Here is a 20215-nt window from a genome sequence, read left to right as displayed (position 1 = left end):
TCCCCGGTTCGTTTGCGGACTGTGAGTGAGAAGAACCGTGAGGGAAAGCGTGCCGCCCGCGACCGGCTGGCACAGGAGCGGGAACAGCAGAAGGCCCGCGACAGGCGCCGACGCGCGCTGATCGTCAGCAGTGCCGTGGTAGGAGTCCTCGGCCTGGCCGCCATCGCCGGAGTGATCGCGGCCAACTCCGGGGACGGGGACAAGAAGGACGCGTCGGGCCCCGCCGCCCCGCCCACCGGGGCGACCGGCAAGGACAAGCTGACGATCCCGGTCGGCGAGGACAGCGCCAAGTCCACCCTCACCATCTGGGAGGACTTCCGCTGTCCGGCCTGTGCCTCCTTCGAGACGCAGTACAGCCCGACGATCCACGAGCTCACCGACAAGGGGCAGCTCAAGGTCGAGTACCGCCTGGCGACGATCATCGACGGCAACATGGGCGGCACGGGCTCGGTGAACGCGGCGAACGCCGCGGCCTGCGCCCAGGACGCCGGGAAGTTCGTGGAGTACCACGATGTGCTCTACAAGAACCAGCCGCCGGAAACGGACGACGCTTTCGGCAAGGACAGCCGCCTCCTGGAGCTCGCCGAGGAGGTCGACGGCCTGGACACCGCCGCCTTCAAGAAGTGCGTCGAGGACGGCGAGCACGTGAGCTGGGTGAACAAGTCCAACGACGCCTTCCGCGCCGGGAACTTCACGGGCACGCCGACGGTCCTGCTCGACGGCAAGAACATCTTCGCGGACCAGAACAACCCGCTGACGCCCGAGAAACTGAAGCAGCAGGTCGAGGCGGCGGCGAAGTAGCGGCTCCTGACGGATGTGCGGTGATCGGCCCGGTTGCGGCGGTCTGTTATCAGGCCGTTAGACCGGGCTGATTGCCGTGCGGGGGACCCGGCAGGGTAGCGTCGGTCCCGCCATGGAAATCCTTGCATCGATCCCCAGCCCGTCGAAGGGCGAAATCGACCTCTTCGGCCTTCCTCTGCGCGGTTACGCCTTCGCCATCATCATCGGTGTGTTCGTCGCCGTATGGATCGGCGGCAAGCGCTGGGTCGCCCGCGGCGGCAAGCCCGGCACGGTGGCCGACATCGCCGTGTGGGCCGTGCCCTTCGGCCTCGTCGGCGGCCGCCTCTACCACGTGATCACCGACAACGACCTCTACTTCGGTGAGGGTCGCAACTGGGTGGACGCGTTCAAGATCTGGGAGGGCGGCCTCGGTATCTGGGGCGCCATCGCCCTCGGCGCCCTCGGCGCGTGGATCGGCTGCCGGCGCCGCGGCATCCCGCTGCCCGCGTGGGCCGACGCCGTCGCCCCGGGCATCGCCCTCGCCCAGGCCATCGGCCGCTGGGGCAACTGGTTCAACCAGGAGCTGTACGGGCGTGCCACCGATCTGCCGTGGGCGCTGGAGATCACCCGGTCCGACGGCGGACGGGTGCCGGGCGAATACCACCCGACGTTCCTCTACGAGTCCCTGTGGTGCATCGGCGTCGCGCTCCTCGTCATCTGGGCGGACCGCCGCTTCAAGCTCGGCCACGGGCGGGCGTTCGCGCTGTACGTCGCGGCGTACTGTGTCGGCCGCGCCTGGATCGAGTACATGCGCGTCGACGACGTCCAGTTGAACGATGTGCTGGGTCTGCGGTTCAACGTGTGGACGTCGATCGTGGTCTTCGTCCTCGCCGTCGCCTACATCGTGATCTCCGCCCGGGTGCGTCCGGGGCGTGAGGAAGTGGTGGAGCCGGACCGTGACGGGGGCGCCGCCGAGAGCGACTCCGACTCCGATGCCGATGCCGATGCCGATGCCGATTCCGCTACGGACGCGGACGCGGACAAGGTCGAACTGTCCAAGAAGGACTCCGACGCCGACGGTGCCACCGATGGTGATTCCGACGGTGACTCCGGTGCGGAGGTCAAGGACGAGGCCGGGTCGGCCAAGGGCTGAGTGCCCACAGCTTTGCGAGGGCCCCCGAACCAACCGGTTCGTGGGCCCTCGGCTTTTCAGCCCAGCGTGCGCGCCCGGGCGACGACCTCCGCCGGCGCCTTCGCCACCGAGCCCGTGGTGAACGGCGGCTCGGGGTCGTACTCCGTGTAGAGCTGGATCGCCTGGGCCGTCAGCTCGTCCGTCAGCAGCGCGGAGAGCTGCAGCGCCATGTCGATCCCGGAGGAGACACCGGCCGAAGTGATCACCCGGTCGTGGCGTACGACGCGCTCGGTGCTGTAGACGGCCCCGTACGCCTCGAGATCCGCCACCGCGTCCCAGTGGGTCGTGGCGGGCAGCCCGTCGAGCAGGCCCGCCGCGCCGAGCACCAGGGAGCCCGTGCAGACCGAGGTGGTGAAGCGGGTCGTGGCGTGCATGCGGCGGACCCAGGCGACGAAGTCCGCGTCGTCCACCATCGCGAGGAAGCTGCCGCCGCCCGGGATCAGCAGGACGTCGCACCGCTCCACGTCCGAGTACCGCGTGGCCACGTGCACCGGCAGCGAGCCCAGCACGTCCTGCACCAGGCCCGGTTGCTCGGTCACGAAGCGGACGGTGGCACCCGGCAGGTAGCCGAGCATCTCGTACGGTCCGATGGCGTCGAGGGGCTCGAAACGGTCGAAGAGCGGGATCACTATGTCCATGCGGCGCAGCGTAGCCAGTGCCGCCGGGTCGGCTAGGCGGAGTCCGGGCGCCCCTTCGCAACCAGTTCGACCACCACCTCGTCGTCCTCCTGTGCCCCCGTCGCCGTGAAGCCCAAGGACTCGTACAGGCGGGCCGCCGCGGTGTTCTCGGGGGCGTAGGACAGGCGCGTCGTGTAGTGGCCCGGGAGCGTGGCGAGCCAGGGCAGGAGGGTGCGCATGGTCGTGCGGGCCAGGCCCCTGCCCTGTTCCGTGGCGTCCACGAGCAGACCGCCGATCCAGTGCGAGCCGTCCTCGTCGCGCGCCCACATGACGTGCCCCACCACCGTGTCGTCCGCGCGCACCGCCAGCGAGTGCCAGTCGTCCTCCAGCGTGGACAGCAGGAGGTAGCGGGCCGCGAGGGCGGGCGCCCAGTCGCGCTGGGAGTCGTGGGGTGCGATATCGGCGACGGCCCGCCAGTTCTCGGCGGTCACCCCGTGCAGGGTGACGAGGCGGCCGACGGAGTCCGTGAGGTTCTCGGAGATCATCGGCGCAGCGTAAGGGGAGGGGGCGGGGGCGGAAAGCGAATATGGGTTACGCGGGTGTGCGGTGGGACAGGGCCAGGGTGCGTTCCGCGGCTGCGATCACCGCCGCGTCCACGAACCGGCCGTCCGGGAGGGCCAGGGCGCCGGTGTCGGTGGGGGCTGCCTCGACGATCTGCCGGGCTGCCGTGACTTCGGCCGGTGTGGGGAGGTAGGCCGCCTCGATCACCGGGAGCTGGCGGGGGTGGATGGCCGCGCGGCCCAGGAAGCCGAGGGAGCGGCCGTGGGCGCAGGAGGCCGCGAGGGTGTCCAGGTCGTGGATGTCGGGGTGGACGGACTGCGGCGGCGAGGGCAGGTGCGCGGCGCGGGCCGCGCAGACGACACGGCTGCGGGACCAGTCGAGCGCCGAGTCCAGTGTGACGCCGAGGTCGGCCCGCAGATCCGCCTCGCCCAGGGAGATGCCCCGCAGGCAGGCGTGCGCTGTCGCGATCGAGTAGGCCCGCTCGATGCCCGCCGCGGATTCGAGCAGGGCGAACAGCGGGGGAGCGTCGGCCAGTTCGGCGACCTTGGCGATCTGGTCGGGTGAGGTCACCTTCGGCAGCCGCAGCCCGCTGAGGCCGGGGCGGCCCGCGAGGGCCTCGATGTCGAGGGCGGACAGCGGGCCGTTGAGGGAATTGATCCGTACGTGGACCGGCACGGACAGGCGCTCGGTGAGCAGCTCCGCGGTTGCCGCGCGCGCGTACGCCTTGCGGTCCCGCGCCACCGCGTCCTCCAGGTCCACGATCACCACGTCGGCGCCCGCGCGCAGGGCCTTGGCGACGCGTTCGGGGCGGTCCCCGGGAACGTAGAGCCAGGTCAGCGGGATCTTCGGGCCCGTGGGCTGTGCGCTCATACGGCGCCCTCCGTGCGCAGCGCCTCGATCTCCGGTGCGGACAGGCCGAGTTCGGCGAGCACCTCGTCGGTGTCGGCGCCGTGCGCGCGGCCCGCCCAGCGGATGGCGCCCGGGGTGTCGGAGAGGCGGAAGAGGATGTTCTGCATACGGAGTGGGCCGAGGTCCGGGTCGTCGATGGTCGTGAGCGTGTCGAGGGCCGCGTACTGCGGGTCGGCCATGACGTCCCGTACGTCCTGGATGGGGGCGATGGCGGCCTGCGCCTGCTCGAACGCCGCGATGACCTCGGCGCGGGAACGGGCGGCGATCCAGCCGCCGACCGCCTCGTCGAGGACGTCCGCGTGCGCCGCGCGGCCCGCGCCCGTCGCGAACCACGGCTCGTCGATCAGCTCGGGGCGGCCGACCAGCCGCAGGACCCGCTCCGCGATCGACTGCGCCGAGGTCGACACGGCGACCCAACTGCCGTCCGCCGTCCGGTACGTGTTGCGCGGCGCGTTGTTCGTCGAGCGGTTGCCGGTGCGCGGCTGGACGTGGCCCAGCTGGTCGTACCAGAGGGGCTGCGGGCCGAGGACCGTGAGGATCGGCTCGATGATCGCCATGTCCACGACCTGCCCACGCCCCGTGCGCTGCCGCCCGGCCAGGGCCGTCATCACCGCGTACGCCGTGGCGAGGCCCGCGATCGAGTCCGCGAGGCCGAAGGGCGGGAGCGTCGGCGGGCCGTCGGGCTCTCCCGTGATGGCCGCGAAACCGCTCATCGCCTCCGCGAGCGTCCCGAAGCCGGGCCGGTGCGCGTACGGCCCGAACTGCCCGAATCCCGTGACGCGCGCGAGGACCAGCCGCTCGTTCGCCGCGCTCAACTCCTCGTAACCCAGGCCCCACTTCTCCAGCGTGCCCGGACGGAAGTTCTCGATGACGACGTCCGCGGTGGCGGCGAGCTTGAGGAGCGTCTCGCGGCCGCCCTTCGTGGAGAGGTCGAGCGTGACGGTGCGCTTGCCGCGGCCCAGCAGCTTCCACCACAGCCCGATGCCCTCCTTGGAGGGCCCGTGGCCCCGCGAGGGGTCGGGCTTGCGGGGATGCTCGACCTTGATCACCTCGGCCCCGAAGTCACCGAGCATCGTGGCGGCGAGCGGGCCCGCGAAGAGCGTGGCGAGATCGAGGACACGCAGGCCGGTGAGCGGGGGCGGGGAGGTGGGCGAGGACGAAGGCGGGGAGGTGGGCGAGGACGAAGGCGGGGAGGAGGGCGAAGGTGAGGACGAGGGTGCGGAGGGCATGAACTCCTCTTACGTACGAGGGTGGTTACGGGTGGACGGCGGCGTCGATCTCGGCGCGCGCCGGCATCGAGGCCGAGGCGCCCGGCCGGCCCACGGACAGCGCCGCGGCGGCGGAGGCCCAGGCCAGCGCGTCCGGCATCGCGCGCCTCTCGCCGAGCGCGACCGCCAGCGCGCCCACGAAGGTGTCGCCCGCGGCCGTGGTGTCCACGGCCTTGACCCGCGGTGCGGGCACGGTGAGCCGGGTGCCGGAGCGGTCGGCGTACAGGCTGCCCGCAGCGCCGAGCGTGATCACCAGCTCGGGGACCTGGGCGAGCAGCGCCTCGGCCGCCTCGTACGGGTCGGTGTGCCCGGTGAGGGTCGCGGCCTCGTGCTCGTTGGGCACCAACAGGTCGGTGGCGGCGAGGAGTCCGGGTGGCAGCGGCTGGGCGGGGGCCGGGGTGAGGATCGTCCGTACGCCGTGGGAGCGGGCCGTCTGCGCGCCCGCCAGTACACCGGCGAGGGGGATCTCCAGCTGGAGCAGCAGGGTCTGCGAGGCCTCGATGGCCTCACCGTCACCGGGGGCGAGCGCGGTCACGGTGGCGTTGGCGCCGGGGACGACCACGATCGCGTTGCCGCCCTCGTCGTCCACCACGATGTGCGCGGTGCCGCTCGCGCCCTCCACCGTGCGCAGCCGGCCGGTGTCGACGCCCGATTCGCCGAGCGCGCCCCGCAGCCGTACGCCGAAGTCATCGGCGCCGACGGCCCCGATCATCGTGACGTCCCCGCCCGCGCGGGCCGCGGCGATGGCCTGGTTGGCGCCCTTGCCGCCGGGGACCGTACGGAACTCCCGTCCCGTGACGGTCTCTCCGCGGTCCGGCGCCTTGGCCACGTACGCGACGAGATCCATGTTCGTGGAGCCGAGTACGGCGATACGGGGCGTGGCTCTCATGATCGTTCGGCCTCCCGGAGGGTGAGCTGGGCGAGCGTGTCGAAGCCCGTGCCGTCGAATCCGGCGACGGTGGTGGAGAGATGGTTGCGCAGCGGTGCGGTCCAGTGCGCGGGGATCCGGTCCGGGCGGCCCGCGATCAGGCCCGCGACCGAACCGGCCGTGGCGCCGTTGGAGTCGGTGTCCCAGCCCGCGCTCACGGCGCGCGTGATGGAGTGCGTGAAGTCGCCGTCGGCGTGCGTGAGGGCCGCTGTGATCGCCGCGGTGTTGGGGATGACGTGGACCCAGTGGTGGGCGGCGTGGACGCGGTGGAGTTCGTCGACCACATCGTCGAAGTCGGCTGTGGTCGCGGCGAGCCGGCGGGCGTGGGTGATGGCTCGATGGAGCTGCGCATCCGGGGGTACGGCGGTGAGGCCGGCCTCGATCGACCGGTGGACGTCGGCGCCGGTGGCGGCTTCGGAGAGGACGGCCGCGATGAACTCGGCGCCGTGGATGCCGTTGCCCGTGTGGGTCAGCCGTGCGTCCCTGCGGGCCTGTTCGGCGGCCCTCAGCGGTTGCCCCGGGTTCGTCCAGCCGTGGACGTCGGCGCGGATCAGGGCGCCGATCCACTCGCGGAACGGGTTGCGGTGGCGGGCGGTGTGCGGGGGCTCGATGCCGTCGAGGAGGTTGCGGTAGGCGACGCGTTCGGCGGTGAAGGTGCGGCCGGCGGGGAGTTCGTCCAGCCAGAGCTTGGCCACGTCGGTGGTGGTGAAGCTCTTTCCGTGGCGCTGGAGGAGGCGGAGGTTGAGGAGGGGGTAGTTGAGGTCGTCGTCCTCCGGCATGCCGGTGATGTTTTCGGCGAGGGAGGTCTTTGCGCTGCGTTTGTTCCAGGGGTACGTGTGGAGTAGGTCCTGGGGGACGCCTTGTTCGGTGAACCAGGTTCGGATGGGCCAGTTGTCGGCGGCCCGGGCCAGTTTTCGGATGCCTTCGAGGGGGAGTTTCTCGACCGGCTTGCCGAGGAGGCAGCCGGCGGCTCTGCCGAGCCAGGAGGCGTGGAGGCGGTGCAGGTGGGTGGGTGGGTTCTTGGCCTCCCCCACCCCGCCCCTTCCCGAAACCTGGGGCTGCGCCCCCGGACCCCCGGATCCGAACTTCGTCCGGATGGCCTCACACGCCGGCCGGGCTGAGAGTGGTGGGGGTGTGCGGCTCAACTCTGCGAGTTCCTGCATGAGCTGGATCGCCACGGTGCGCAACTCCGGGGCGGGTGAGTTCGACGCCCCCGCCCGCTCCGGTGCCGGATGCCCCCCCGCCGCCCGCCAGCGCGACTCCACCGCCGAGACGTCGTGCCCCTCCAGCGCCAGCTGCCGCAGCTCGTGGCCGATCAGGTCCTCCGGCTGGACCCAGGTGAGGCGCAACGGGGCGGTGGTCACGCCGGGCCCGTCAGGGATGCGAACGTCGTTTCGTGGGCGCGTCTGCGGGCCACGTCGCGCATGAAGATCTCGCGGGTCACCTCCGTGAGCGCGCGCGCTGGAGTCGACAAGTCGATGCGGCTGGCCTCCGCGACCGTCTTGGACCACTCCGGGGGGATCTCCGCGCCCAGCGCGCCCGCGAGCGCGCCGCTCATCGTGGCGATCGAGTCGCAGTCGCGGCCGTAGTTGACCGAGCCGAGTACCGTGCGGCGGTAGTCGCCCGCGCCGATCAGGAGCATGCCGAGGGCGATGGGGAGCTCCTCGATGGAGTGCAGGCGCGAGGGGCGGCGGGCGCCGAGTGAGGGGGAGCGGTACTCGGGGCCGACCGTGTCGAAGGGCTCGACCGCCGCGCGGAGCGGCGCGAGGGCCGGTTCGAAGGAGTCGTACGAGGCGGCCGCGGTGCAGACCGCCTCGATGGCCGCGCGGGTGCCGTCCTTCGCCAGGGAGAGACAGGTCTCGACGACCGAGGCGGGCGTTGCGCCGGGGGTGCACGCCGCGGCCACCGCCGCCGCGAAGACTCCCGCCGCCTCGCGCCCGTACGAGGACTGGTGCGCGCCCGCGACGTCCAGGGCCTCGGCGTAAGCACCGGCGGGGTGACCGGCGTTGACCAGGCCGACCGGTGCCATGTACATCGCCGCGCCGCAGTTGACGATGTTGCCCGAACCCGCCTCGCGGGGGTCCACATGGCCGTAGTGGACCCGGGTGACAAGCCACTTCTCGGCGAGGAAGACCCGCTGCAGGGGGAGCGCCTCGGCCTCCAGCTCCGGGATCCAGCGCGGTGTGCCGATGAGGTCGGGGACCAGGTGCTCGGCCACGGAGTACGCGTCGAGGTGGTCGCGCACCCTCTCGTACACCCGGATCAGGGCGTGCGTCAGCAAGGTGTCGTCCGTGATGTGGCCGTCGCCCTTGTGGTACGGAGCGAGCGGGCGGGCCGTGCGCCAGTCCTCGAACCAGGGGCCGACGACGCCGTGGATCCGTCCGCCGTGCCGCTCCAGGATCTGCTCGGGGCTGTACCCCTCGACCGGCCCGCCGAGGGCGTCGCCGACCGCGGCGCCGGTCAGGGCGCGGGCGATGCGGTCGTCCAGGAGGACCCCTGCTGTGTCTGTCATGGGTGAATTGTCCACCCGGGGGCGTCAGTTACCGGTCTGGAGCGAGCAGTTCGGCGAGTTGGGCGGCGAGCGCCACCAGATCGGTGCCCGCCAGGCGGGGGAGTGCGCAGCCGGAGAGGGTGCGGCACGCGGAGCGCCACGAGTCGGGGACGCCCGCGGCCCCTTCGTACGCACCGGCTAGCGCGCCGGCGAGGGCCGGTGCCGAGTCCGCGACCCGGGACAGACAGGCCGCGGCCGGTACCGCACCGGCCAGCGAACCGCGGGCCGCGGTGGTCAGGGCGAGGGCCACGGGGACGGTCTCGGCCGCCGCGATCCCGTAGCTGTAGACGTGGTCCACGATCTGGTGCTCCAGGACGGGGATGAGCGAGAAGGCGTCCTCCGCGTCGCGGGCGAGCTTCACCGCGTGCCGGCCGTTGCGGCCGATCTCCGTCTCCTCCGGGAGCTGGTCGAGGGCCGCGTCCACGGCCGCCGCGATGTCCCGGCCGCCGAGCAGCGCGGCGCTCGCCGCCGCCATGGCGCGGGCGCCGTGCACACCGTCGCCGTCCTGCGTGTAGCGGGCGTCGAACTCGGCGAGGTCCGCGGCCCGTTGGGGATCGCCGGGGTGGATCACGGCCAGGACACAGCCCCGTACACAGGCCGCGTCGTCGAAGTAGTGCGGATTGTCGTGGCCGGTCGCGGGCGGGCGCAGACCGCCCGCGAGATTGCCCAGACCGGCCCGTACGGAGATACGCGCCCGCAGCGGCACGACCGCCGACTCGACCTCGGGGGCGCGCAGTTCGGCCTCCGCGATCTGCGCGGCGAGGGTCTGCCAGGAGTGGTCCACCGCGGCCCGCACCCGCAGGGCGGGCTCGCCCGCGGCCGCGGACTTGAGCAGGGACACGGCGGTGAACGCGGCCCACTCGGCGTCGTCGGACGGGCCCAGCTGCAGCGGTTCGGGCGGCTGGTTGAGCGCGATGGGCACGGGGAGCGTGGTCGTCGCGTTCTGCTCGGCGAACGTATCGAGCTCGCGGGTGAGGCGGCGGGTCCACTCGGGCATCCGCGCCGCGCGGTGGCGGGCGGCGGGCCAGCCTGCGGCGTCCCCGGCGGCCAGCCCGAGGAGGAGGCCCTCGATGCGGGAGCGAGTGGGGGCGGGTGCCTCCGTCCGGGAGGAGTGCGGGGTCATCCGGTCACCTCTTTGCCGGTCGGCGACGGTGTGTGCACGTCCACGGGTAAGTCCATGCCCACGTCCATGCCCACGTCCCTGCCCACGTCCCTGTGCACGTCCACGTCCTCGTCGTCCGGGGTCAGCAGATCCGCGACGTCGAGGACGTGGTGGCCCGCCATCGACGGCAGACAGCTGCCGCGGACCGGGCCGATCGCCTCGGCCCAGGGCGCGGGGATGGCCGCCTCGCCCTGGAGCGCACCGGCCAGGGCGCCCGCGAGCGCCGCCGTCGTATCGGCGTCGCGGCCCATGTTCACGGCCATCAGGACGGCGCTGCGGAAGTCGCCGCGGGCCGCCGCGAAGGCGCCGAAGGCGAGGCCGACCGCCTCCGGGGCGAGGTCGGTCCACGGGTAGCCGCCGATGACGACCGCGCTGCGGACCGCGCGTTCGCCCGCGGGGGCCGCGATGACCGCGCGGCGCAGCGAGCGGGCCGTCCAGGAGTCCATGGGGATGACGGAGAGCGCGGCGCCGATGACACCTGCCGGGCCCGCGCCGCCCATCGCGGCCGCGACCCCGGCGGCGACGGCCTGTCCGCCGAAGATGCCCTCGCCGTCGTGGCTGACCGAGCCGTCGATCGCGACGAGCCGCGCGGCCTGTGCCGGGTCGCCCGCCGCGAACACCCCGAACGGCGCCGCGCGCATGGCGAGGCCGTCGCTCCAGGCGTGGCGGTGCTGGGCGGTGACGGGGGCGGCGAGGCCGCGGCGGAGGTTCTCCAGGGTGCCGCGCTCGCTGAAGCCCGCGCCCTTGAACGGACCCTCGTCCAGGTCGGCGATCCACTGGTGCCAGGCGGTCTCGGCGCGGGCCGTGGTGAGACCGCCGCCGAAGCGGGCGAGGAGGAGGCCGGAGAAGATGGCGTACTCGGTGTCGTCGGTGCCGGCGGGGTGGTCGACGACGAAGCCCTCGATCCGGCCCCAGCGGGCGCGGATCTCGGACGGCTTGAGGTTCTCGGCGGGGGCGCCCAGGGCGTCGCCGACGGCGAGTCCCAGGAGGGAGCCCCGGGCCCGGGTGCGCAGGCCTGGGGTGCTGCTCGGTGCCGTGGGTCCCGGCGGAACGTATGCAATCGGCTGCTGCATGGGGGATGGGTTCCACGCCGGTCGGGTGGGTTGCGCATGCGGGGCCCTACGTCACCCCTTCGCCCGCGACGGGGTGCTGCGCGGCGAGGTGAGCAAGGCCTGCCTGACCGGTCCTTAGGCTAGGTAAGTATGGCCTTCCTTGCTGGCAGGAGCCATTTTTCGTGCGTATTTTCGAGGTCGTACGGCGGAGAAAAGGGCCGCCGTACGACAGGCGAAATGGGGGCCCGGCAAGCATGGCGATCATCGAGACCGAAGCGACTCTGCACGAGGCGCACCGCGACAACCACACACACCGCGATGTGAACGGCGGCTGGCTGCGCCCCGCGGTGTTCGGGGCGATGGACGGGCTCGTGTCCAACCTCGCGCTGATGACCGGTGTCGCGGGCGGTGCGGTCTCCCAGCAGACCATCGTGATCACCGGGCTCGCGGGCCTCGCGGCCGGTGCGTTCTCCATGGCCGCCGGTGAGTACACCTCCGTCGCCTCGCAGCGCGAGCTCGTCCAGGCCGAACTGGACGTCGAGCGACGTGAGTTGCGCAAGCACCCCGAGTGCGAGGAGCTGGAGCTCGCCGAGCTGTACGTCTCGCGCGGCGTCGAGCCCGCGCTGGCCCGCGAGGTCGCGCGGCAGCTGTCGCGGGATCCGGAGCAGGCGCTGGAGATCCATGCGCGCGAGGAGCTCGGGATCGACCCGGACGACCTGCCCTCGCCTGCCGTGGCCGCCGTGTCGTCGTTCGGCGCGTTCGCGATCGGCGCGCTGCTCCCCGTCCTGCCGTATCTGCTGGGTGCCACCGCGCTGTGGCCGGCCGTGCTGCTGGCGCTGACCGGCCTCTTCGCGTGCGGCGCGGTGGTCGCCAAGGTGACGGCGCGCGGCTGGATGTTCAGCGGGCTGCGGCAGCTCGCGCTGGGTGGTGCGGCGGCGGGTGTGACGTACGTCCTCGGCACCCTCATCGGTTCGGCCGTAGGATAAGGGCTTGCAGGTCTATGCGGACGCTGGCATAAGTAGTCGTTACCGAGCGGTTTCGATCCCATGACAGCAGGGCATGAGCCGTAAACGCCGTGGGCAATGAGGCCCGGGCGCACCCGTGGGCAACGAAGCCCGCGTGCACCATCCCCGCGCTGACCGCGGTTGTCCGCATGATGGAATGCGCTATCCGATTTTCGAGATACGCCGCATCATGTAGCCTGCACGAAATTTCGCGCAGATATTGAAGCGTGAGGGCCAACGTCGTCCCTCGGCACCTGCACTTTTGCCTCGACGACGACGGGAGAGCCGATGCGTTCCGACGCCTGGTCGCCCATGGACGGTCGCCCCGCCCAGCAGGGGATGTACGACCCCCGTAACGAACACGACGCCTGTGGTGTCGGTTTCGTGGCCACCCTGACCGGTGTTGCCAGCCATGAGCTGGTGGAGCAGGCGCTGACCGTACTGCGCAATCTCGAACACCGCGGCGCCACCGGCTCCGAGCCCGACTCGGGTGACGGCGCCGGCATCCTGTCCCAGGTTCCGGACGCGTTCCTGCGCGAGGTCACCGGCTTCGAGCTGCCCGAGGCGGGTTCGTACGCCGTGGGCATCGCCTTCCTGCCGGTCGACGGCGCCGACGAGACCGCCGCGAAGATCGAGTCCATCGCCGCCGAGGAAGGCCTCACGGTCCTCGGCTGGCGCGAGGTGCCGGTCGCGCCCGAGCTGCTCGGCGCCTCCGCCCGCTCGACGATGCCGGTCTTCCGCCAGATGTTCGTCGCGGACGGTTCCTCCAAGGACATCGAGCTCGACCGCAAGGCCTTCGCGCTGCGCAAGCGCGCCGAGCGCGAGGCCGCGACGTACTTCCCGTCGTTCTCCGCGCGGACCATCGTCTACAAGGGCATGCTGACCACCGGCCAGCTCGAGCCCTTCTTCCCGGACCTGTCCGACCGCCGCTTCGCGTCGGCGCTCGCGCTCGTCCACTCGCGCTTCTCGACGAACACCTTCCCGTCGTGGCCGCTCGCCCACCCGTACCGCTTCGTCGCGCACAACGGTGAGATCAACACCGTCAAGGGCAACCGGAACTGGATGACCGCGCGCGAATCGCAGCTGGCCTCGGACCTCTTCGGCAGCGAGCAGCTGGAGCGGGTCTTCCCGATCTGCACGCCGGACGCCTCCGACTCCGCGTCCTTCGACGAGGTGCTCGAACTCCTGCACCTGGGCGGCCGTTCGCTCCCGCACTCGGTCCTGATGATGATCCCGGAGGCCTGGGAGAACCACGCCTCCATGGACCCGGCACGGCGCGCCTTCTACCAGTACCACTCCACGCTGATGGAGCCCTGGGACGGCCCGGCCTGTGTCACCTTCACCGACGGCACCCAGGTCGGCGCGGTCCTCGACCGCAACGGCCTGCGCCCCGGCCGCTACTGGGTCACCGACGAGGGTCTCGTCGTGCTCGGTTCCGAGGTCGGCGTGCTCGACATCGACCCCGCGAAGGTGGTCCGCAAGGGCCGGCTGCAGCCCGGCAAGATGTTCCTCGTCGACACCGCCGAGCACCGCATCATCGAGGACGACGAGATCAAGTCGGCCCTCGCCGCCGAGCACCCGTACGCGGACTGGCTCGAGGCGGGCGAGATCGAGCTCTCGGACCTGCCCGAGCGCGAGCACATCGTGCACACCCACGCCTCGGTCACCCGCCGCCAGCAGACCTTCGGCTACACCGAGGAAGAGCTGCGCGTCCTGCTCACGCCGATGGCCAAGACCGGTGGCGAGCCCATCGGTTCGATGGGCACGGACACCCCGATCGCCGCGCTGTCCAACCGCCCGCGGCTGATCTTCGACTACTTCACCCAGCTGTTCGCGCAGGTCACCAACCCGCCGCTGGACGCGATCCGCGAGGAGCTCGTCACCTCGCTGCACTCCTCGCTCGGCCCGGGCTCCAACCTGCTCGACCCGCAGGCCGCGTCCTGCCGCTCGGTCACCCTGCCGTTCCCGGTGATCGACAACGATGAGCTGGCCAAGCTCATCCACATCAACGCCGACGGCGACATGCCCGGCATGAAGGCCGTGACGCTGTCCGGTCTCTACCGGGTCTCCGGCGGCGGCGACACCCTCGCCGCACGCATCGAGGAGATCTGCGCCGAGGCCGACGCCGCGATCGAGGACGGCGCCCGCCTGATCGTCCTGTCCGACCGGCACTCCGACGCCGAGCACGCGCCGATCCCGTCGCTGCTGCTCACCGCCGCCGTGCACCACCACCTCATCCGTACGAAGCAGCGCACCCAGGTGGGTCTGCTCGTCGAGGCCGGTGACGTGCGCGAGGTGCACCACGTCGCGCTGCTCATCGGATTCGGCGCCGCCGCTGTCAACCCGTACCTGGCGATGGAGTCCGTCGAGGACCTCGTCCGGGCCGGAACGTTCCTCCCCGGCATCGAGGCCGAGCAGGCCATCCGCAACCTGATCTACGCGCTCGGCAAGGGCGTCCTGAAGGTCATGTCCAAGATGGGCATCTCGACCGTCGCCTCCTACCGCGGCGCGCAGGTCTTCGAGGCCGTCGGTCTCGACGACGCCTTCGTCGAGAAGTACTTCAACGGCACCGCGTCCAAGATCGGCGGTGTCGGTCTCGATGTCGTCGCCGACGAGGTCGCCGCCCGCCACGCCAAGGCCTACCCGGCCTCCGGCATCCCCTCGGCGCACCGCGCCCTGGAGATCGGCGGCGAGTACCAGTGGCGCCGCGAGGGCGAGCCGCACCTGTTCGACCCGGACACGGTCTTCCGTCTGCAGCACGCCTCGCGCAACCGCCGCTACGACATCTTCAAGCAGTACACCTCGCGCGTGGACGAGCAGTCCGAGCGCCTGATGACGCTGCGCGGACTGTTCGGCTTCAAGAGCGGCCGCGAGTCCATCTCGATCGACGAGGTCGAGCCGGTCTCCGCGATCGTCAAGCGCTTCTCCACCGGCGCCATGTCGTACGGCTCCATCTCGCGCGAGGCGCACGAGACCCTCGCCATCGCCATGAACCAGCTGGGCGGCAAGTCCAACACCGGTGAGGGCGGCGAGGACCCGGAGCGTCTGTACGACCCGGCGCGCCGTTCGTCGATCAAGCAGGTCGCCTCCGGCCGTTTCGGTGTGACCTCCGAGTACCTGGTCAACGCCGACGACATCCAGATCAAGATGGCCCAGGGCGCCAAGCCCGGTGAGGGCGGCCAGCTGCCCGGCCCGAAGGTCTACCCGTGGGTGGCCAAGACCCGTCACTCGACGCCGGGTGTCGGCCTGATCTCGCCGCCGCCGCACCACGACATCTACTCCATCGAGGACCTGGCTCAGCTGATCCACGACCTCAAGAACGCCAACCCCGCTGCGCGTATCCACGTGAAGCTGGTGTCGGAGGTCGGTGTCGGCACGGTCGCCGCGGGTGTCTCCAAGGCGCACGCGGACGTCGTCCTGATCTCCGGCCACGACGGCGGTACGGGCGCCTCGCCGCTCACCTCGCTCAAGCACGCGGGCGGTCCCTGGGAGCTCGGCCTCGCCGAGACCCAGCAGACGCTGCTGCTCAACGGCCTGCGCGACCGCATCGTCGTGCAGACCGACGGCCAGCTCAAGACCGGCCGTGACGTGGTCATCGCCGCGCTGCTCGGCGCCGAGGAGTTCGGTTTCGCGACCGCGCCGCTCGTCGTCTCCGGCTGCGTCATGATGCGCGTCTGCCACCTCGACACCTGCCCGGTCGGCATCGCCACGCAGAACCCGGTGCTGCGCGAGCGCTTCACCGGCAAGGCCGAGTACATCGTCAACTTCTTCGAGTTCATCGCCGAAGAGGTCCGCGAGATCCTCGCCGAGCTGGGCTTCCGCACCATCGAGGAGGCGGTCGGCCACGCCGAACTCCTCGACACCGCGCGGGCCGTGGACCACTGGAAGGCGCAGGGCCTGGACCTGGAGCCGCTGTTCCACGTCCCCGAACTGCCCGAGGGCGCCGTCCGCCACCAGCTGATCTCGCAGGACCACGGTCTGGAGAAGGCGCTCGACAACCAGCTGATCAAGCTGGCCGCCGACGCCCTTGCCGCGGGCTCCGCCGAGGACGCGGGCCCGGTCCGCGCCCAGGTCGCGATCCGCAACATCAACCGGACCGTCGGCACCATGCTCGGTCACGAGGTGACGAAGAAGTTCGGCGGCGCGGGTCTGCCGGACGACACCATCGACATCACGTTCACGGGCTCGGCCGGTCAGTCCTTCGGCGCGTTCGTGCCGCGCGGTGTGACGCTGCGCCTCGAAGGCGACGCCAACGACTACGTGGGCAAGGGCCTTTCGGGCGGCCGCGTCATCGTCCGCCCGGACCGCGGCGCCGACCACCTCGCCGAGTACTCGACGATCGCGGGCAACACCATCGCGTACGGCGCGACCGGCGGCGAGATCTACCTGCGCGGCCGTACGGGCGAGCGTTTCTGCGTCCGTAACTCCGGCGCCCTGGTCGTCTCGGAGGGCGTGGGCGACCACGGCTGCGAGTACATGACCGGCGGCCAGGCCGTCGTCCTCGGCGAGACGGGACGCAACTTCGCGGCCGGCATGTCCGGCGGCACGGCGTTCGTCATCGACCTCGACAAGGACAACGTCAACGCGGGCAACCTGGCCGCGGTCGAGGAGCTGTCGGACACCGACAAGCAGTGGCTGCACGGTGTCGTGCGCCGCCACGCGGAGGAGACCGGCTCCACGGTCGCCGAGAAGCTGCTCGTCGACTGGGACGCCTCGGCGGCCCGGTTCAGCAAGATCATCCCCCAGACGTACAAGGCAGTGCTCGCCGCCAAGGACGCCGCCGAGCGAGCCGGACTCTCCGAGTCCGAGATCACCGAGAAGATGATGGAGGCGGCGACCAATGGCTGATCCGAAGGGCTTTCTCAAGCACGGCCGGGAGACCGCCTGCACCCGTCCCGTCGCCGAACGCGTCCAGGACTGGAAGGAGGTCTACGTCCCCGGCTCCCTGCTGCCGATCATCTCGACGCAGGCCTCGCGCTGCATGGACTGCGGCATCCCGTTCTGCCACAACGGCTGCCCGCTCGGGAACCTGATCCCCGAGTGGAACGACTACGCGTACCGCGAGGACTGGTCGGCCGCCTCGGAGCGCCTGCACGCGACCAACAACTTCCCGGAGTTCACCGGCCGCCTCTGCCCGGCTCCCTGTGAGTCGGCGTGTGTCCTCGGCATCTCCCAGCCCGCCGTCACGATCAAGAACGTCGAAGTCTCCATCATCGACAAGGCCTGGGACGCCAACGACGTCAAGCCGCAGGCGCCCGAGCGCCTCTCCGGCAAGACCGTCGCGGTCATCGGTTCGGGCCCGGCGGGTCTGGCCGCCGCCCAGCAGCTGACGCGGGCCGGCCACACGGTCGCCGTCTACGAGCGCGCGGACCGCATCGGCGGCCTGCTCCGGTACGGCATCCCCGAGTTCAAGATGGAGAAGGTGCACATCAACCGCCGCATCGAGCAGATGCGCGCGGAGGGCACCCGCTTCCGTACGGGCATCGAGATCGGCCGCGACCTCAAGGCGACGGACCTGCGCAAGCGGTACGACGCCGTGGTCATCGCCGCCGGTGCCACCACCGCCCGTGACCTCCCCGTCCCCGGACGGGAGCTGAAGGGCATCCACCAGGCGATGGAGTACCTGCCGCTCGCCAACAAGGTGGTCGAGGGCGACTACGTGGCCCCGCCGATCACGGCCGAGGGCAAGCACGTCGTCGTCATCGGCGGCGGTGACACGGGTGCGGACTGCGTGGGCACGGCCCACCGCCAGGGCGCTGCCTCCGTGACCCAGCTGGAGATCATGCCCAAGCCGGGCGAGGACCGCGTGGCCGGCCAGCCCTGGCCGACCTTCCCCATGCTCTACAAGGTCACCTCGGCGCACGAGGAGGGCGGCGAGCGGGTCTACTCCGTCTCGACCACGCACTTCTCGGGCGACGAGGACGGCAACGTGCAGGAACTCCACCTCATCGAGGTCGAGTTCGTGAACGGCAAGCTGGAGCAGAAGCCGGGTACGGAGCGTGTGATCCCGGCCCAGCTGGTCACCCTGGCGATGGGCTTCACAGGCACCGACGTCGAGAACGGCCTGGTCTCCCAGTTCGACCTGGAGCTCGACGCGCGCGGCAATGTCGCTCGCGACGCGGAGTTCCAGACCAACGTTCCCGGTGTCTTCGTCGCCGGTGACGCGGGCCGCGGCCAGTCGCTCATCGTCTGGGCCATCGCGGAGGGCCGCTCGGCCGCCCGCGGCGTGGACAGCTTCCTGACCGGCGCCTCGGACCTCCCGGCCCCGATCAAGCCGACGGACCGGTCGCTCACGGTCTGACCCCCACAGGCTGCTCTCCGGCGGCCCGACAAACGGTCCGTACAACGGCGTACGGAACACTGACGCAACGCCCGCCCCTGTCCCCGACCGGATGGGGTGGGCGTTGCGGCGTTCCGGGGCTGCGGCGTTCCGGGGGCTACGAGGCGAGGTGGCTCATGTCGCCCAGGCTCGCGACCTGCCGGTTGTGGAAGAAGTCGTCCTCGTGGAGCGTGGTGATACTGCCGGAGGGCGCCCGGAAAGCGGCGTACCCGGCCGCCTCGATCGGCATCTTGATCCAGGCCGCCACGACGAAGGTCAGCGAACCGCCGTGCGTCACGATGATCTGGTGCGTACAGGGCCGGGCCAGGATCTCGTCCATGGCCGCGTAGATCCGCCGTACCCATTGAGCTTTGGTCTCGGCACCCTCGACGCCTTCGTCGTGGTCCATCCGCTCCCCGACGGGCGGCGGCGGCACGAACCGCCGGCCGAGCCACTCCTGCGGCATGCCCTCGGCTTTCCCGTACGACTTCTCGCGCAGCCTGCTGTCGAGGACCGGCTGCACACCGCCGAAGACCGCGGCAATCTCCTGGGCGGTACGGAGGGTGCGCCGCAGATCCGAGCAGTACAGGCCGACCTCCGCTCCGTCCGGGATCCGGGCCCTGAGCGATCGGGCGATGGAACCTGCCGCGAGGACACCGGCGGGCGTCAGCGGGGAGTCGTACCAGCCGCCTACGAGGCCGTCGACGTGGTGGGTCGACTCGGGGTGGGTGATGACGTGGAGGGTGCGCATGGGGTCAGGTCTTTCACAGGGTTGTGACCGCAGCGATCCGAAGCGCGGGGGTTGGGGGCATCGGGTCAGGCATGCCGGTACCCATGGGGCGGCTCATGCGGACGGAGAAGCGCGGTGTGGCCCGAGACGTTCCATTCCTGCGGCAGGGTTTCTTCGCAGAATACGCAGACGAAGTCGTCCTCTCGCACGATGTTGAGCTCCCTGCAGGCGGGACAACGGCGGAAGATGACCTTGTGAGTGAAGCCCGGGGGATGGGGGAGCCCCAACCCGTCCAGGGCGGCTGCGACGTCCGGCCAGGAATCGGCGTCCGGGCAGTAGCCGGTCGACTGGTTGCTCGCCTCATCGACCGTCCAATGCTGTGCACCTTCCACGCGGAAGCGCATCTCGCCGGCACTCAGCACAGGCTCCCCGCCGGCACACACCACATGCTCGCTGCGGCGCGGAGCCAGCCGCAGGAAACCCTGGGCATCGATCACGAACGTGAACGGCTCCGCCAGTTCCTGTGCCGTCTGCTGTTCCGCCCATGCGACGAAGTCCACGCGGGAACGCAGGGGTTGGCCCTCGCCGCCCTCGCGGACGAGCGACCTCAGGCCCTCGGGTCCCACGTAGTGGTAGTGCCGTCCCTGCACGCTCATGTCCGGCGCACTCGGTTCTCCCGGGCGAGATGCCCCGCCTCGTCGGCGTCGGCGAGGAACCGATGGACCACCTCGATCCTCCCGATGATGTGGGCGTTGAACTCGTCCAGTTCCTCGGCCGGTACCCATAGTTCGAGGATCGTCCGCCCGCCTGCCTGCTGGACCGGGTACTTGCGCAGGAACTCCGAGTCGACATCGAACCGGGTGACGTAACCGACGCCGTCGTGCTTGACGTTCCAGTCCCGGGCGATCCTGATCGCGTAGTCCTCGTTGAGGACCGGATAGAAGATCGGCTGCTCCGGCAGCCGCGGCGGCCAGGCGCGCCAGTCCGACTCCTCCACCAGGGCGAGTTCCTTGGGGCCGGCGGGGCGCCAGAGTGTGGTCGTCGTGGGCTGGATCGGCATGCGTGACGGTTCCTCTCACTTGGCTGTTCACGGATCAGCGCTGCTCCGCATCGGCCAGGGCGAGGCAGTAAAGGTGTGTCGG

At 71.2% G+C, this 20215-nt stretch carries 16 protein-coding genes and 1 pseudogene; 5 read left to right on the top strand and 12 right to left on the bottom strand.

Going from position 1 to position 20215, the window contains the following annotated elements:
* Positions 1-21 precede the first annotated feature (21 nt).
* Positions 22-801 carry a thioredoxin domain-containing protein gene (locus ACIBI4_RS16935; protein ID WP_399204662.1) on the top strand — a complete coding sequence of 260 codons (780 nt, stop codon included), beginning with the start codon at positions 22-24 and terminating at the stop codon, positions 799-801.
* A 112-nt stretch (positions 802-913) separates the two neighbouring features.
* Positions 914-1933 (top strand): prolipoprotein diacylglyceryl transferase, encoded by a 1020-nt coding sequence (gene lgt / locus ACIBI4_RS16930; protein ID WP_399204661.1) that lies wholly within the window; start codon positions 914-916, stop codon positions 1931-1933.
* A 56-nt stretch (positions 1934-1989) separates the two neighbouring features.
* Here lgt and ACIBI4_RS16925 read toward each other — a convergent pair whose 3' ends face one another.
* The 9 genes and pseudogenes from ACIBI4_RS16925 to ACIBI4_RS16885 form a co-directional block, all read right to left on the bottom strand.
* Positions 1990-2610 (bottom strand): DJ-1/PfpI family protein, encoded by a 621-nt coding sequence (locus tag ACIBI4_RS16925; protein WP_399204660.1) that lies wholly within the window; start codon positions 2608-2610, stop codon positions 1990-1992.
* A gap of 32 nt (positions 2611-2642) precedes the next feature.
* Positions 2643-3134 (bottom strand): GNAT family N-acetyltransferase, encoded by a 492-nt coding sequence (locus ACIBI4_RS16920; protein ID WP_399204659.1) that lies wholly within the window; start codon positions 3132-3134, stop codon positions 2643-2645.
* A gap of 46 nt (positions 3135-3180) precedes the next feature.
* The gene (locus ACIBI4_RS16915) at positions 3181-4020 is read right to left on the bottom strand and encodes an HpcH/HpaI aldolase/citrate lyase family protein (RefSeq protein ID WP_399204657.1); all 840 of its coding nucleotides are present in this window, start codon (positions 4018-4020) and stop codon (positions 3181-3183) included.
* Positions 4017-5288: a CaiB/BaiF CoA transferase family protein gene (locus ACIBI4_RS16910; RefSeq protein WP_399204656.1), complete on the bottom strand. Its 1272-nt coding sequence runs from the start codon at positions 5286-5288 to the stop codon at positions 4017-4019. The genes ACIBI4_RS16915 and ACIBI4_RS16910 overlap by 4 nt, the downstream gene beginning before the upstream one ends.
* 25 nt (positions 5289-5313) lie before the next feature.
* The gene (gene rbsK, locus ACIBI4_RS16905) at positions 5314-6216 is read right to left on the bottom strand and encodes a ribokinase (RefSeq protein ID WP_399204655.1); all 903 of its coding nucleotides are present in this window, start codon (positions 6214-6216) and stop codon (positions 5314-5316) included.
* Positions 6213-7619 carry an ADP-ribosylglycohydrolase family protein gene (locus ACIBI4_RS16900; RefSeq protein ID WP_399204825.1) on the bottom strand — a complete coding sequence of 469 codons (1407 nt, stop codon included), beginning with the start codon at positions 7617-7619 and terminating at the stop codon, positions 6213-6215. Before ACIBI4_RS16900 ends, rbsK begins: the two co-directional genes overlap by 4 nt.
* Positions 7616-8767, bottom strand: coding sequence for an ADP-ribosylglycohydrolase family protein (locus ACIBI4_RS16895; protein WP_399204654.1), 1152 nt, complete (start codon positions 8765-8767; stop codon positions 7616-7618). Before ACIBI4_RS16895 ends, ACIBI4_RS16900 begins: the two co-directional genes overlap by 4 nt.
* Positions 8715-9929, bottom strand: a pseudogene (locus ACIBI4_RS16890) (ADP-ribosylglycohydrolase family protein); the annotation flags it as partial. The pseudogene ACIBI4_RS16890 and the gene ACIBI4_RS16895, both read right to left, overlap by 53 nt.
* Positions 9926-11041 carry an ADP-ribosylglycohydrolase family protein gene (locus ACIBI4_RS16885; RefSeq protein ID WP_399204653.1) on the bottom strand — a complete coding sequence of 372 codons (1116 nt, stop codon included), beginning with the start codon at positions 11039-11041 and terminating at the stop codon, positions 9926-9928. The gene ACIBI4_RS16885 and the pseudogene ACIBI4_RS16890, both read right to left, overlap by 4 nt.
* Before the next feature lie 233 nt (positions 11042-11274).
* Between ACIBI4_RS16885 and ACIBI4_RS16880 the strand changes: the two genes are divergently transcribed.
* From ACIBI4_RS16880 to ACIBI4_RS16870, 3 genes are all read left to right on the top strand, one after another.
* Positions 11275-12006, top strand: coding sequence for a VIT1/CCC1 transporter family protein (locus tag ACIBI4_RS16880; protein WP_399204652.1), 732 nt, complete (start codon positions 11275-11277; stop codon positions 12004-12006).
* A gap of 306 nt (positions 12007-12312) precedes the next feature.
* Positions 12313-16872, top strand: a complete 4560-nt coding sequence (gene gltB / locus ACIBI4_RS16875) for a glutamate synthase large subunit (RefSeq protein ID WP_399204651.1) — start codon at positions 12313-12315, stop codon at positions 16870-16872.
* Entirely contained in the window at positions 16865-18325 is a 1461-nt protein-coding gene (locus ACIBI4_RS16870) for a glutamate synthase subunit beta (RefSeq protein ID WP_399204650.1), read from the top strand. The genes gltB and ACIBI4_RS16870 overlap by 8 nt, the downstream gene beginning before the upstream one ends.
* 136 nt (positions 18326-18461) lie before the next feature.
* Here ACIBI4_RS16870 and ACIBI4_RS16865 read toward each other — a convergent pair whose 3' ends face one another.
* From ACIBI4_RS16865 to ACIBI4_RS16855, 3 genes are all read right to left on the bottom strand, one after another.
* Complete coding sequence (locus ACIBI4_RS16865) at positions 18462-19094, bottom strand: histidine phosphatase family protein (RefSeq protein WP_399204649.1); 633 nt, start codon at positions 19092-19094, stop codon at positions 18462-18464.
* 65 nt (positions 19095-19159) lie between these two features.
* Complete coding sequence (locus tag ACIBI4_RS16860) at positions 19160-19729, bottom strand: hypothetical protein (protein WP_399204648.1); 570 nt, start codon at positions 19727-19729, stop codon at positions 19160-19162.
* Positions 19726-20133, bottom strand: a complete 408-nt coding sequence (locus ACIBI4_RS16855; protein WP_399204647.1) for a hypothetical protein — start codon at positions 20131-20133, stop codon at positions 19726-19728. Before ACIBI4_RS16855 ends, ACIBI4_RS16860 begins: the two co-directional genes overlap by 4 nt.
* Positions 20134-20215: the final 82 nt, after the last annotated feature.

Source organism: Streptomyces sp. NPDC050418, assembly GCF_044458745.1.
Classification (GTDB): domain Bacteria; phylum Actinomycetota; class Actinomycetes; order Streptomycetales; family Streptomycetaceae; genus Streptomyces.
The sequence above is the reverse complement of the archived record's forward strand: the minus strand, read 5'-3'. Positions and strand labels throughout refer to the sequence as shown.

Excerpts from the sequence above, each read along its gene's own strand:
- lgt (WP_399204661.1), top strand. The coding sequence starts at position 914 with ATGGAAATCCTTGCATCGATCCCCAGCCCGTCGAAGGGCGAAATCGAC.
- ACIBI4_RS16925 (WP_399204660.1), bottom strand. The coding sequence starts at position 2,610 with ATGGACATAGTGATCCCGCTCTTCGACCGTTTCGAGCCCCTCGACGCC.
- ACIBI4_RS16920 (WP_399204659.1), bottom strand. The coding sequence starts at position 3,134 with ATGATCTCCGAGAACCTCACGGACTCCGTCGGCCGCCTCGTCACCCTG.
- ACIBI4_RS16915 (WP_399204657.1), bottom strand. The coding sequence starts at position 4,020 with ATGAGCGCACAGCCCACGGGCCCGAAGATCCCGCTGACCTGGCTCTAC.
- ACIBI4_RS16910 (WP_399204656.1), bottom strand. The coding sequence starts at position 5,288 with ATGCCCTCCGCACCCTCGTCCTCACCTTCGCCCTCCTCCCCGCCTTCG.
- rbsK (WP_399204655.1), bottom strand. The coding sequence starts at position 6,216 with ATGAGAGCCACGCCCCGTATCGCCGTACTCGGCTCCACGAACATGGAT.
- ACIBI4_RS16895 (WP_399204654.1), bottom strand. The coding sequence starts at position 8,767 with ATGACAGACACAGCAGGGGTCCTCCTGGACGACCGCATCGCCCGCGCC.
- ACIBI4_RS16885 (WP_399204653.1), bottom strand. The coding sequence starts at position 11,041 with ATGCAGCAGCCGATTGCATACGTTCCGCCGGGACCCACGGCACCGAGC.
- ACIBI4_RS16880 (WP_399204652.1), top strand. The coding sequence starts at position 11,275 with ATGGCGATCATCGAGACCGAAGCGACTCTGCACGAGGCGCACCGCGAC.
- gltB (WP_399204651.1), top strand. The coding sequence starts at position 12,313 with ATGCGTTCCGACGCCTGGTCGCCCATGGACGGTCGCCCCGCCCAGCAG.
- ACIBI4_RS16870 (WP_399204650.1), top strand. The coding sequence starts at position 16,865 with ATGGCTGATCCGAAGGGCTTTCTCAAGCACGGCCGGGAGACCGCCTGC.
- ACIBI4_RS16865 (WP_399204649.1), bottom strand. The coding sequence starts at position 19,094 with ATGCGCACCCTCCACGTCATCACCCACCCCGAGTCGACCCACCACGTC.
- ACIBI4_RS16860 (WP_399204648.1), bottom strand. The coding sequence starts at position 19,729 with ATGAGCGTGCAGGGACGGCACTACCACTACGTGGGACCCGAGGGCCTG.
- ACIBI4_RS16855 (WP_399204647.1), bottom strand. The coding sequence starts at position 20,133 with ATGCCGATCCAGCCCACGACGACCACACTCTGGCGCCCCGCCGGCCCC.